This is a genomic window from Syntrophales bacterium, assembly GCA_035363115.1.
Classification (GTDB): domain Bacteria; phylum Desulfobacterota; class Syntrophia; order Syntrophales; family PHBD01; genus PHBD01.
In genome coordinates, this window is sequence record DAOSEM010000005.1 from 127,820 (window position 1) to 141,245 (window position 13,426).

General features: G+C 58.7%; 10 protein-coding genes. 8 read left to right on the forward strand and 2 right to left on the reverse strand.

Annotated features, from left to right (window positions below):
- The first annotated feature begins 15 nt into the window (after positions 1-15).
- The 6 genes from PLO63_11495 (at position 16) to PLO63_11520 (ending at position 7,564) form a co-directional block, all read left to right on the forward strand.
- A complete protein-coding gene (locus PLO63_11495) occupies positions 16-1,167 on the forward strand; it encodes an acyl-CoA dehydrogenase family protein (GenBank protein ID HOI74756.1) in 1,152 nt (383 codons plus the stop codon).
- Positions 1,168-1,209: 42 nt separating this feature from the next.
- Positions 1,210-1,995, forward strand: a complete 786-nt coding sequence (locus PLO63_11500; protein ID HOI74757.1) for an enoyl-CoA hydratase-related protein — start codon at positions 1,210-1,212, stop codon at positions 1,993-1,995.
- Between the two features lie 74 nt (positions 1,996-2,069).
- A complete protein-coding gene (locus PLO63_11505) occupies positions 2,070-3,104 on the forward strand; it encodes a nitronate monooxygenase (GenBank protein HOI74758.1) in 1,035 nt (344 codons plus the stop codon).
- A 472-nt stretch (positions 3,105-3,576) separates the two neighbouring features.
- A complete protein-coding gene (locus PLO63_11510) occupies positions 3,577-5,475 on the forward strand; it encodes a propionyl-CoA synthetase (GenBank protein HOI74759.1) in 1,899 nt (632 codons plus the stop codon).
- Between the two features lie 134 nt (positions 5,476-5,609).
- Positions 5,610-5,834: a hypothetical protein gene (locus PLO63_11515; protein ID HOI74760.1), complete on the forward strand. Its 225-nt coding sequence runs from the start codon at positions 5,610-5,612 to the stop codon at positions 5,832-5,834.
- A 62-nt stretch (positions 5,835-5,896) separates the two neighbouring features.
- Positions 5,897-7,564, forward strand: a complete 1,668-nt coding sequence (locus PLO63_11520; protein ID HOI74761.1) for an AMP-binding protein — start codon at positions 5,897-5,899, stop codon at positions 7,562-7,564.
- 63 nt (positions 7,565-7,627) lie between these two features.
- Here the strand turns inward: PLO63_11520 and PLO63_11525 are convergent, their stop codons facing one another.
- Positions 7,628-8,263 (reverse strand): TetR/AcrR family transcriptional regulator, encoded by a 636-nt coding sequence (locus tag PLO63_11525; GenBank protein HOI74762.1) that lies wholly within the window; start codon positions 8,261-8,263, stop codon positions 7,628-7,630.
- Between the two features lie 326 nt (positions 8,264-8,589).
- Here PLO63_11525 and PLO63_11530 point away from each other — a divergent pair, with 326 nt between their 5' ends.
- Complete coding sequence (locus PLO63_11530; protein ID HOI74763.1) at positions 8,590-10,173, forward strand: HDOD domain-containing protein; 1,584 nt, start codon at positions 8,590-8,592, stop codon at positions 10,171-10,173.
- A 172-nt stretch (positions 10,174-10,345) separates the two neighbouring features.
- Here the strand turns inward: PLO63_11530 and PLO63_11535 are convergent, their stop codons facing one another.
- Positions 10,346-11,239: a 3-hydroxyacyl-CoA dehydrogenase NAD-binding domain-containing protein gene (locus PLO63_11535; protein HOI74764.1), complete on the reverse strand. Its 894-nt coding sequence runs from the start codon at positions 11,237-11,239 to the stop codon at positions 10,346-10,348.
- Between the two features lie 691 nt (positions 11,240-11,930).
- Between PLO63_11535 and PLO63_11540 the strand changes: the two genes are divergently transcribed.
- Positions 11,931-13,178 carry a site-specific integrase gene (locus tag PLO63_11540; protein HOI74765.1) on the forward strand — a complete coding sequence of 416 codons (1,248 nt, stop codon included), beginning with the start codon at positions 11,931-11,933 and terminating at the stop codon, positions 13,176-13,178.
- Positions 13,179-13,426: the final 248 nt, after the last annotated feature.

The window sequence follows — 13,426 nt, forward strand, 5'->3', positions numbered from 1 at the left end:
AAAGGATGGGAGAACATGGATTTCCAGTTGAGCGAAGACCAGAAGATCTTCAAGGCGACCCTGCACAAGTTCGTCGATGAAGTGATTATCCCGCGGGCTCCGGAAGTGGACCAGGACGGGATTTTCCCGACGGAAAACTTCAAGGCCATGGCGGATCTCGGCCTGTTTGGCATCTCCATCCCCCAGGAGCACGGCGGCAGCGGCGAGGGCATCATGTCCTGCGTGCTGGCCATGGAGGAGCTCGGGCGGGGATGCGCCTCCACGGCGAACACCTTCGGCTCCCACGCGATTCTCTGCACCGAGAACATCTGCCGCAACGGGAACGAGGAGCAGAAGAAAAAATACCTTCCCAGCCTGATCGAGGGCAAAAAGATCGGCGCCATCGCCATCACCGAGCCGGAGGCCGGTTCGGACGCCCTGTCCATGAAGACCCGGGCCGTCCGGAAGGGCGACCGCTACATCCTGAACGGAACGAAGATGTTCATCACCAACGGTCCTGTCTGCGACGTTGTTCTCGTGTACGCGAAGACCAATCCCGATGCGGGCCCGAAGGGCATATCGGCCTTTGTCGTCGAGCGCGGGTTCAAGGGGTTCTCCAGCGGCAAGACGCTGAAAAAGATGGGCGTAAAGGGATCGCCCACGGGAGAACTGGTGTTCGAGGACTGCGAGGTTCCCGCGGAGAACCTCGTCGGGGAGGAAAACGGCGGCATCCGGGTCCTCATGAACGGCCTGGACCGGGAGCGGATCGTCTACTCCATCTGCCCCATCGGCGTCGCCCAGGGGGCCTTTGACGTTGCCTTCCGCTATGCCCAGGAGCGGATCCAGTTCGGGCTGCCCATCATCAGCTTCCAGATGATCCAGGAGATGCTGGCGGAGATGGCGACGGAGCTGCACGCGGCCCGCCTCATGGCCTACTGGGCGGCCACGACGGCCGACCAGGGCGGGCGGGTCCGCCTGGAGGCCTCCTACGCCAAGCTGTTCTGCTCCCAGGTGGGGATGCGCACCGTGGACAAGGCCGTGCAGATTCTCGGCGGATACGGCTTCATCAGCGAGTTTCCCGTGGAGAGGATGTACCGCGACATGAAAGGCATCGAATTCGGTGCCGGAACAACCCAGATCCAGAAGCTCATCATCGCCCAGGAGCTGATCCGGAAGGGCGGAGCGTGACGTCAGCCGCACGATCGCGCAATATTCGACAGGAGGAAGAACGTGGACAGAAAGTACGTACGGTATGAAGTGGAAGGCCGCCTGGCGGTCGTGACCATCGACAATCCGAAGATGAACGCCCTGGGGATGCCCGTGATAGCGGATCTGGAGGCGGTATTCGACGAGCTGGAAGGCCGGAAGGACATCGGAGTGGCCATCATCACGGGCGCCGGGGAGCGGGCCTTTGTCGCCGGGGCGGACATCAAGGGATTCAAGGATGTCTTCGGCCGGAAGGACATTGCCTTTGACAGCGCGAGAAAAATGCAGGCCTGTTTCACGAAGATCGAGAAGTCGCGGCTGGTCGTCATCGCCGCCATCAACGGCCTGGCCCTGGGGGGCGGATGTGAGCTGGCGTCGGCCTGCGACATCCGGATTGCCGCGGATACGGTCATCATCGGGGTTCCCGAGGTCAAGCTGGGGCTGATTCCCGGAGCGGGCGGCACGCAGCGCCTGGGACGCCTCTTGGGGAAGGGACGCGCCAAGCTCATGGTGCTGTCGGGGGATTTCTTCACGGCCCAGGACGCCTTCCAGTTGGGGCTTCTGGAAAAGGTCGTCCCGGCGAAGGATCTGATGGCCGAGGCGAAGAAACTGGCCGGGTCGATTCTCTCCAATGCCCCCCTCGCCGTGGAGGCCGGCAAGAAGGCCATCAACCAGGGCGTGGAGATGTCCCTGGAGGACGGTCTGATTTTCGAGGCCGGCCTGGTCGGGGACCTGTTCCTGACGGAAGACCTCCGAGAGGGGGCCGGTGCGTTTGTCGAGAAGCGGTTCCCCGTCTTCAAGGGAAAGTAAACGACGGGTATCCGTTTCAGGACAAAGCCCCGGCGTGATGCCGGGGCGATTCCATATTCAGGAGAAGTCCAAGCATGAAGACGAAAATTACGGAGATGCTGGGGATCGAATATCCCCTCATCCTGTCCGGCATGAGCTGGATCAGCGTTCCGCAGATGGTCGCCGCCGTATCCAATGCCGGCGGCCTGGGAATACTCGCCACCGGGCCTTTCAATCCCGACCAGACACGGGAGGCGATCCGGGAAATCCGGAGCCTGACGGACAAGCCTTTTGGAGCCAACGCCCCGCTGGTGCTTCCCGGTGCGCGGGACAACGCCCGTGTCCTGATCGAGGAGCACGTTCCCGTAATCAACTACGCCCTCGGGAAGGGAGACTGGCTGATTCGAGAGGTCCACGCCTACGGGGGCAAGGTGCTCTCCACGGTTGTGAACGATCTTCATGCCGTTCGCGCCCAGGAGCAGGGGGCCGACGGGGTCATCGCCACGGGTCACGAAGCGGCCGGCCACGGCGGGGACGCGACGTCGCTCGTCCTGATTCCCCACCTGGTGGACATGCTGAAGATTCCCGTCGTCGCCGCCGGCGGTTTTGCCGACGGACGCGGGCTGGCGGCCGCCCTGTCCCTCGGTGCATCCGCCGTTGCCATGGGGACCCGCTTCATGACAACCCGGGAAAGCACCCTGCATGCAAACTACAAGAAGATATCCATTGAAAAGGACATCTACAGCACGCTGTATTCCACCCGTTTTGACGGCATCCCCTGCCGGGTCATGGAAAACAGGATCTCCCGGGCGATGCTGAAAAAGAGGCTGAACCTGCCGGCCGCCTTTTTCAACTCGCAGATCATTGCCAAACAGCTGCGCCTCCCTTATTGGAAACTGTTCTTCGGCGTCCTGCTCTCAGGATGGAAAAGCGCCCGCCAGCTCGCCTACTTCGCCAATGCCTACAAGCGGATCCTGGCGGCGACGGAGCAGGGGGACACGGAAGGGGGGCTCCTGCCCATGGGGCAGGTGACGGGCCTGATCCAGGACGAGCCGACGGTGGCCGAACTCATGGAGCGGATCGTCCAGGAAGCGAAGTCCGTCCTTGCGGATCGATACGCCATGATGTAGTATCCACGCCATCGTTGGATCCGACATCCACCGGGTCCGACTCTGTTTCACAATCCCGCGTTCGAAATACCGGGTGAAGACGGCACGAACAGGTGTGGACTCCACCGATCTCCGGTGGAGTCCACGATGGCATTCCGAACTTTCTCATGAGTCTCTGCAAAGCGCTTCCGAATGTCCCTCCCTCATTTTGACCCGACTCACCCCCCTGTATTGTTGAATGCAAGCCCCTTCCACGCTCGCGGTGGAAGGGACCGCTTTTCCGTATTGGCGCGGCGACGGCCGCCATGTTGGTGGAATGGCCGTTGATATGCCGGCGTCGGGGCGGTCCATGCGAAGAAACCGCCTCGACGGAATCTTGCGAGTGTTCCGGCGCCGCATGGAACGGAAGCGTCCATAGATGCAGAGTTGCACAGATGACGGTTTTTTCCCGTGCGCCGCTGGAAATTTATAAAAAAAGAAGGAGAAAGATGGAATGTCAGTCAGCAAGTATGAAGCGGTTTACGGAGAATCCATTGAGCGGCCCGATGCGTTCTGGGGCAAAGCGGCACATGAGATTCAGTGGTTCAAGAAATGGGACAGCGTTCTCGATGATACCCGGGCCCCTTTTTACCGGTGGTTCCCGGGCGGAGAGCTGAATACCTGCTACAACGCGCTGGATCATCATGTCGAGTCCGGCCGGGGAGAGCAGGCGGCGATCATCTACGACAGCCCGGTCACAGGCACGGTCCGGAAAATCACGTACGGGGAGCTCCTGGAAACGGTGTCGAAGTTTGCCGGCGCCCTCTCCGGCCTGGGCGTGGCAAAGGGAGAGACGGTCATCATCTACATGCCCATGATTCCAGAAGCTGTTGTGGCCATGCTGGCCTGCGCACGGATCGGGGCGGTGCACTCCGTCGTCTTCGGCGGCTTTGCACCGACGGAGTTGGCCATCCGCATCGACGATGCCAAACCGAAAGTCATCGTCTCGGCATCCTGCGGGATCGAAGGCAGCAAGATCCTTCCCTACAAGCCGCTTCTCGATGAGGCGGTCCGAATCGCAGGACACAAACCACAGAACTGCATCGTCTACCAGCGGCCCCAGGTGGAGGCCGCCATGACCGCGGGCAGGGACCTGGACTGGAGCGCTCTGGTCGACGGAGCCAAGGCGGCTCCCTGCACGCCCGTCACCGCGACGGATCCCCTGTACATCCTGTATACCTCGGGCACCACGGGGAAGCCGAAAGGCGTGGTCCGGGACAACGGCGGATACGCCGTCGCCCTGAAATGGTCGATGCAGCACATCTACGACGTGAAGCCCGGCGAGGTATTCTGGGCGGCATCCGATGTCGGCTGGGTCGTCGGCCATTCCTACATCGTCTATGCCCCTCTGCTTCATGGGTGCACAACCGTTCTCTATGAGGGGAAGCCGGTGGGGACGCCGGATCCCGGGGCCTTCTGGCGTGTGGTTTCGCAGCACGGCGTGTCCGTGCTGTTCACGGCGCCCACGGCGTTCCGGGCCATCAAGAAGGAAGACCCGGATGCTGCATATCTGAAGAAATATGACATCTCCTCCCTGCGCTATCTCTTTCTGGCGGGGGAGCGCCTGGACCCGGATACATACCACTGGGCCAGTGACATGCTGAAGCGTCCCGTCATCGATCACTGGTGGCAGACGGAGACGGGCTGGCCGATCGCGGCGAACTGCATGGGCGTCGAGCCCTTTCCCGTCAAGGCGGGCTCCCCGACCAAGGCCGTTCCTGGGTACAATGTCCAGATCCTGGACTCCGAAGGAAACGAACTCCCCAAGGGCGAAGAAGGGGCCGTGGTGATCAAGCTGCCCCTGCCCCCCGGATGCCTTCCGACGCTGTGGCAGGATGACGGGCGCTACCTGGAGTACGTAACGGAAAGGCCGGGGTATTACGTCACCGGAGACGGCGGGTATATCGACCGGGACGGCTACATCTTCATCATGGGCCGGATCGACGACGTGATCAATGTGGCGGGGCACCGCCTTTCCACCGGCTCCATGGAGGAGATCGTCTCCCGGCACAAGGACGTGGCGGAGTGTGCGGTCCTGGGGGCCGATGACAAGCTCAAGGGCCAGGTTCCCGTCGGTTTCGTCGTGCTGAAGGCGGGCGTTGAGCGCAAGCCGGAGGAGATCGTGGATGAGCTCGTCCGGATGGTGCGCTCGGAGCTTGGTGCGCTGGCCTGCTTCAAGCAGGCCGCAGTTGTGAAGGCCCTCCCGAAAACGCGATCGGGCAAGATCCTGCGGAGCACCATGCGCAAGATCGTGGATGGAAAGGAATACGCGGTGCCTTCGACCATCGATGACCCCTCGGTCCTGGATGTCATTGCCGATTCCGCGAAAGGGATGGGTTATGCAAAATCCTGATCCCCTGCCGGAGGCCTCGACCACTCCGCAGCCCTGCTGAATGCGGCATGGGCGTTCCGGACGGCCGGGTTTCGCCGCGTCCTGAGCGGGAAGACCGGGATGCGGGAGGAGCGGAGGAATCGTTCCGCCCCTGAATGTGTGCAACAACGGGCCATCTCGAAGCAAGTGCGGCGGGATGGCCCGTTCATGACATTCCGCAATCGGTCGGTTTTCATCCGCCCTTCATCTTTTATCGAATCCTGAAGGCGGAAACCCTTGCCTCGTTGAGGGAAAACCCTTATCCTGTCACCTCTTCAATGTTCTTTGGCACCCGGTTCGTGCCGGCTTTTCAGTTGGACGCGCGGCTGCTGCGCCAGTGAGAGTTCACGGCGTCTGCAATTCCTGCTAACCCCTATCGTTTCCGTCCATAAAGGAGGCTAACATGGAAGATGTGTACGCGGCGAAACCCTGGCTGAAACATTACGACAAAAACGTTCCGGAGAAACTCGACTATCCGTCCCTGGCCTATGCCGATGCACTCAAGAAGGCCTTCCGGGAAGTCCCCTCCAGGGTGGCCGTTCACTACATGGGCAGGGAGATCACGTACCGGGAGCTGGACGGACTCTCCAACCGCTTTGCCCGGTTCCTGATGGAAACGGGGTGCCGGCCCGGCGACGTGGTCGGCTCCCACCTTCCCAATATTCCCGCCAGTTACATCGGCTCCGCCGGCATCCAGAAGGCCGGCTGCATCTTCACGGGCGTGAGCCCGCTCCTGACGGCGGAGGAGCTTGCCTACCAGTTAAACGATTCTGGTGCGAAGGTCCTCGTCACGGTGGACCTGCTTTTCCCGACGGTTGCCAAGGCCGTTGAAAAGACCGGCGTGAAGATCGTCGTGGTGGCCTCCATCTTCGACTACTTTCCCCAGGAAATTCCCGCCACCCCGGTGACCCCGGTTCCCGGCATCGAAGTGCTCAGCTTCAAGGACGCCATCGCGTCGATGCCGGACGACCCGGTCGACGTGAAGATCGACCCGGCCGCCCCCTGCCTCATGATGTACACGGGGGGCACCACGGGACCGCCGAAGGGGGCGCTCCTCACGAACGACAACATCGTCCACCACATCGTACAGCTGAACCCCTGGGTGCAGCTGCAAATGGGGGAGCACGTCGTACTGTCGGCCTTCCCCATGTTCCACCAGGCGGGGAACTTCATCGTTATGTGGAACCTGGCGATGGGCAGCACGCTGGTGGCCATTCCCAATCCGAGGGACCTTCAGTACATCGTGAAGGCTATCGAGACCTACAAACCCACCGTCATCGTCAATGTACCCACCATTTTTCTCGAATTGATGAAACTGGATGAGTTCCGGCGCCTGGACTTCTCGGGCGTGCATTTCTTCGTCAGCGGCGCTTCCGCGTTTCCCGCGGAAAGCATCCGGGAGTTCGAGGACATTGTCGGCAAGGGAAAGCTGATCGAGGTCTGCGGAATGACGGAGACCAGCCCGATCATCGTGGCCCTGCCCCGGGACGGGGTCAAGAAGATCGGGTCCGTCGGCATGCCCGTCAGCGATACGGAGGTGAAGCTGGTCGATCCCGGAACCGGCGAGATCGTTCCCATCGGCTCCCCCGGGGAACTCGTGGCCCGGGGACCCCAGGTCTTCTCCCTGGGATATCACAACAAGCCCGAAGAAACGGCCCACACACTCCGGAACGGGTGGATCTTCACGGGGGACGTGGCGGTCATGGACGAGGACGGGTACTTTACCATCGTGGACCGGCTGAAGGACATGGTGAGCGTCTCCGGCTTCAAGGTGTTCACCCGCGAGGTGGACGACGTGCTGATCGGCCATCCGGACATCGACATCGCCGCCACGATCGGCCTGCCGGATCCGAAGCGCCCCGGCTCGGAGATCGTGGCCTGCGCCGTCGTTCTCAAGCCGGGCCGGACGGGGGATGAGGCGATGCGGGCGAGCATTTCGGACTTCATGAAGGAGAAGGTGGCGCCCTACAAGGTGCCGAAGATTATGCGGTTCATGGAGGCGCTTCCCATGAGTGCCGTGGGCAAGGTTCTAAAGCGGGAGCTCCGGAAGATCATGCAGGACACACCGTAGCGCCGCATTCCTGCAGCAAGACCTGGGAAGAGGGGGCCGGTGGATGCTGGTCCCCTCTTGCCCTCAATCCCCTGCATCCCGCGTCGTGAAAGCGGGGATCAGGACGAAATTCAGGGTTTCCTTGACGAGCTTTGTATAAGCCTCCTTGTCGATTTTCAACACTTTGAGAAAGAAGCTTTCACCGGATATCAATCCGTGCACGGCGTTCATGACGATCATGACTTCCAGCATGGCCCGGGGAGAGGCATGCTTTTTCCCCTTCGTGAGGCCCATGGCCCGGGCAATATCGCTGGTGAACTCCGGCACCGCGACGTCGAGGCTGGAGTCGATGCGCGTTTTCGAGAAATAGTTCAGGAGGATCAGGTTCGATATATCCGGATGCTCGAGCAGGTAATCCGTCATCATGTCGAAGGCGATCTTCATCCGCTCGTCCAATGGACATCCGCTGGCCTTTTTTTCAACGTTCCGGAGCATCTGTCCCAGATCGTTGTTGATGTCGAGAACAACCGCCTCGTAAAGGTCTTTCTTCTCACCCCAGTGGTAATGAATGGTGGAGAGATCGATTCCCACCTCCTCGGCAATCATCCGGGTCGTCCCCCCATGATAGCCGTATTCTCCGAAAATCTTCCGGGCCACTTTCAGAATTCGTGCTTTGGTTGATTCAGGATCTCTCCTGGCTTTTTCCAATGGTGTTCTCATTCCAATATCCTCTGTGCAAAAGAAATTATCTATAAATTCTATATGGATAATACATTCCATGTCAAGGCGAAACTCCATGAAGCCCGGGGCTCACGATTTTTATGCATGGAATTGACAGGGAATCGGTTTTTGTTATGTCGGATGGGAGGTTCTCCATTCACCGAAGCATGTCGGGAATGGCATGGTTTCCCACTGTTCCCGTTTCGTGGTATACAGAAACGCGTGCCGTGACGGTCCATGAATAGCGGCCGGCCATCGCGAAGGCGAGTCATCACGGTGACAAAAGAGGAGATCCTTCAAATGAATCGCAAAGGGATTGATCATCCATGACAAACGAGAATGAAGCAAATGTCCACAGCGGGCATGGAACCGTGGAGTTTCTCCTGCGGCGAATGCGCCACAAGGGAGACCTGCCCGCGTTTTCCAAGCATGTCGTCGAGATCAACAGCAAGCTCTCGTCCCTGAAGGCTATCACCCTGTCCAACACGGGAGACCTGGCCAAGATCATCCTGAAGGATTTTTCCCTGACCAACAAACTCCTCAAAATCGTCAATTCCGCCGTGTACGGAAATCTCGCGGGCAGGGTGACGACTGTTTCCAAGGCGGTGATGCTCCTGGGATTTGAAAAGGTTCGCATGATCGCCACGGCCCTGATGATTTTCGAGCATCTTCAGAACAAGAGCCAGGCGGCGGAACTGAAAGAGGTCGCCATGGAGTCTTTCCTGAGCGGCGTGATCGCCATGGACCTGGCCGAAAAAATGAAAGTGGGCCGGGTGGAAGAAGCGTTCATCTGCGCCATGCTCCGGCACCTCGGGAAGCTTCTGGTTATCTGCTACTTCCCCGAGGAATACGAAGCGATCAAAGAAGAGATGCGGGACAAGGAGCTCGGGGAGGACAGCGCCACCCGCGCCGTTCTCGGCATCTCCTTCAACGAGCTGGGCATGGCCGTTTCGCGGTCCTGGAATTTCCCGGACATGCTCGTCCGGAGCATGGAAAATCCGCCCCCTGGCGTCATCGAGCCTGCCATGACGGAACTCGAGCGCATGCGGTACCTGACCCACTATGCCCACGATCTCTGCTCGGTCATTGCAGCATCGCAGGGTGATGAATGGGGAGCCGCCCTGGCCGAGATGTCGGTGCGCTACCAGAAGGTGATCCCCCTCCCGGAGCAGGAGGTGGAGGTGCTTCTGGACTCGGCGGCCGGGAAAATCGACAGTTTTTCCGGCATCGTTAACCTGGACAGGAGCTCCAGCCCTCTCTTGAGCAAGCTTTCCGAGCGCCGCAAGGACGAGACGGGGGAGCCGGACGCCCGGACGCCCGACGGCCGGCAGCCGATGAAAGATGCAGCCGCCAGAGGTACAAAGACCGTAGACAAATCGGCCGCCGTCATCGCCCAGGAGAAGAAGCGGATCGTTACCAGCGGCATCAGTGAGATTGCCGACGTCATGAAGGGTTCATACAACCTGAGCGACGTCATATACATGATTTTGGAGACAATGTACCGGGGGTTTGCGTTCAACCGGGTCATCTTCTGCCTGCGGGATGTCAGCGGGAAAAAGATGGTCGGACGCTTCGGTCTCGGCGACAGGTCGGAGGATATGGTTGCGCTGTTTCAGATCCAGATCGGCCAGGCCTCCGACATCTTCAACATCGCCATTTCGCAGGGGAGGGGCATGATCATCGCCGACGCCGGCGCCCCGACGATCGTCCAGAACCTTCCCCAATGGTATCGGGCCTCCGTTGCCGCGCCGGCCTTTCTCGTCTACCCGCTGGTCATCAAGGGAACGTGTCTCGGCCTGTTCTATGCGGACAAGAGCGAGAGCGGGACCCTCCTGACGGAAAGCCAGTGCATGCAGATGGAGGATCTGCGGGACATGGCCGTCGAGGTGATCACGCAGAAACACCTGTAGCAGATCTCCTGCCGGTGATAATCCGGCCTGACGTTCGGGACGGGCTGCTCTCCATGATTCGGGCGGGAAGAAGCCCGGGGGAGGGCGGCGGGAATGCCGGTCTCCCCCGGGAGTCGGATCGGGAATCCGCTGGCAGTGCCCCTGAAGCCGGGTCCGGCCGACCGCCTTACGATCATCCCTTCAGAAAGTCAGGTCTTGCCCAATCGGGGTTGGGATACGTATAGAACCCCTTTCCCGTCTTCGCGCCCAGTTCCTTGCGTTCGATCATTTCCTTGAACGCCTGGGGCGGCAGGTCTTTTGGATCCTTGGATTCTTTGTAATAGGACATTTCAATGTCATAGACCACATCGAGTCCCACCATGTCCATCATGGTGAAGGGGCCATAGGGCATCCCCGTGAAGACACGCCAGGCTCGGTCGATGTCCCGGTGGTCCACGAAGCCGTTGCATGCCATGTACAGGGCCTGCTTTTTGACGGCCCGCCAGATGCTGTTGAAGCAGAATCCCAGGATCTCCTTGTTGACCTTCAGCGGGATCAGCTCGAGGGAGCGGATCCACTCCCGGGCCGCCTCGATCACCTCCGGTGTGGTCTTCGTGCCGCCCATGATGTCGCAGAGGATGAAGCCCATGGCCGGCTGGTAGAAGTGCATGTTCAGGCACTTCTCCGGTCGCCGGGTGGCGTCCTCGATCCGTGAGATCGGGATGGAGGAGCTGTTGGAGGCCAGGAGCGCCGCCTTGGGCGCCAGGGCATCCAGTTCGGCAAAGACCTTGCGTTTCAGGTCCAGCACCTCCGGGACGGCCTCGATGACCAGATCCGCGTCCGCTACGGCCTCGGCGAGATCACCCGTCAGCTTCACCGTGGCCGCCGCCTTCTCCCAGTCTTCCTTGGGAACGGTCGGACCTTTTCCCATGGCGACCATCATGAATTTCATCTCTTCCACTTTCTTCTGGAAGATTCCCAGATCCTGGTCGTAACCCCGGACGTTGCATCCGTAGCAGGCTGCCTGGACGGCGATCTGCGTTCCCAGGGTTCCCAATCCGATCACACTGATGTTTTTGAATTTCATGATTCCATCTCCTTTGTCCGATTTTTTACCGGAACGGGTAACTCGGTATGCCGGGCGGCCACTCGGAGAATATCCGTGTTCCGGGCCTGTTTGTTTTCATCAGCCTTCGTCTGGATACGGATCTGTCGATAAGCAGATATGCCTCGCTCATAAATGCCCGAGGCACTTCCCATAGTCAAGGCGGAAGGTGGGCCGGACCTTCTTTCTTCATGCGTTTCCGGTTTGGCCGGGAAGGCAGGAAGGGTGCTGCTTCTGGATATCATGGCGGACACAGGGAAGATTTCCGGGATGTAAGGATGAGAGGTTCAACCGGGCAAAGGCGGAGGACACTCAAAACGGCCGGAAAGGGATTGGGGTATGAACGAAGAAGGGGGCCGGCTTTATGCCTGCCCCCTGTTGATTTCTGGTGGAGCTGAGGGGAGTCGAACCCCTGACCTCTTGAATGCCATTCTAAAAAATACACCTTTCCCTTAGCATCTCTTAATCCCCCTTTTTTGCCACAAATCCCTTGACAATCAAGATATTGCCCCATATCATCGTGTCACATTAACACACATAAGAACCGTCAATTTCAGGAGAAAAAGCGGTAAAAAAGCGGTAAAAGGAAATTGTCACCATGCATGCACGGCGTGACTCGTTGATTTAATACATATTTCTGGAACCATGCTTTATGGTCTTCTAAGTATTGAATATGAAATGGATTAAGACAAATCATAAGGGTCTGCGGTATTACGAGCATCAGACCAGGAGACACGGAAAAAAGAAAGATCGCTATTACTCTATCCGGTTTAAGGTGGATCGAAAGGATTACACCTACGGAATCGGCTGGTGGAGTGACGGAGTTCCGGAGGATGTCATCCGGAATGATCCTGACATGGGTTTTGAGGGTTATTGTCTCTCGGAAATGAAGCGGTATAAAGCGAATGTAAGGGCAGGTTCTGGGCCAATATCACCAAAGGAACACCGGAAAGCAGAGGAGGATAGACGTCGAACAGAGGAGGAAGAAGAGGAGAGAAGAATACGCGAAAACGTAACATTTACGGATTACTTTAATAACAAATATGCGCCGTCTATGGAGAGCAACGGTAAAAAGAGCCTTCCTGCAGAGCGTGTGATCTTTGACAAATGGGTTTCTCCGGTGATCGGAGATTTACCCATAACCGAGTTGCAAGAATCACACTGTCAACAGATTAAAAAAGACATGCAAACGGCAGGGAAGGCGAACCGAACACAGCACTATGCATTTGCCGTCGTTTCACAGATCTGGAGCATGGCCAGAAAGGAAAAAATTGTCCAAAGGGATTGCCCAACACGAGACGTTGAACTGCCGAGGATTGACAATCAGAAGAAACGGGCCTTGACGACAGATGAGGCTCGGTTACTTCTCGATAAACTGAAGGCGAAGAGCCGTCAAGTTTATGAACTGGCATACCTCAGCCTATACACAGGGGCACGTTTCGGCGAACTGGCGGGGCTGACATGGCGACGGATCAACCCGGAGGAGGGGAGCATCACCTTCCGGAACACAAAAAGCGGGAAGGATCGGACTGTGTTCATGACGGCCGGCGTCAAGAGCTTATTCGCGGAGATGATCCCAGGGCTTCCGGATAACTTGATTTTCAGCGACAAGAAGGGGGGCCGCCTCACTTCTGTGTCGAACACATTTGACCGGGTTGTCTCTGATCTTGGGTTGAATAATAGCCTTGTCGACCAACGAGATAAGATCACGTTTCACAGCCTCCGACATACTCACGCGTCCTGGCTAGTGGACAGTGGAGTTAATCTTTATGTGGTGAAAGAGATCCTGGGCCATTCCGATTTCAAGATGACGACTCGCTACAGTCACCCGGCAGCGGACAGCATCCGGAAAGCCATGAAGAGCCTTGAAAGGCGAGACCAGAAGAGCGCCGGGGTGGTGGTCAATTTCAACAGGGGATAGGCCGACCTGCCGAAAGAGGTTGGATAATGAATCAGGCAGAGTGTGAACAAAAGAAGGGCGTTATCGGGAGCGAGGCAATCTGCCCTCTGTGCGATCAGGTTATCAGGGCCGGGGAAGCTCACCTTAGCGACTGGGGACCGGAGAAAAACCAGACCGTCCACGAGGCCTGTAGTCGGCTCTTCATTGCCCGGACCTTCCGGTTCTGTCGGCGGGAGCTGAAGAACGCTTTGACGGAACGGGCGGAGTGG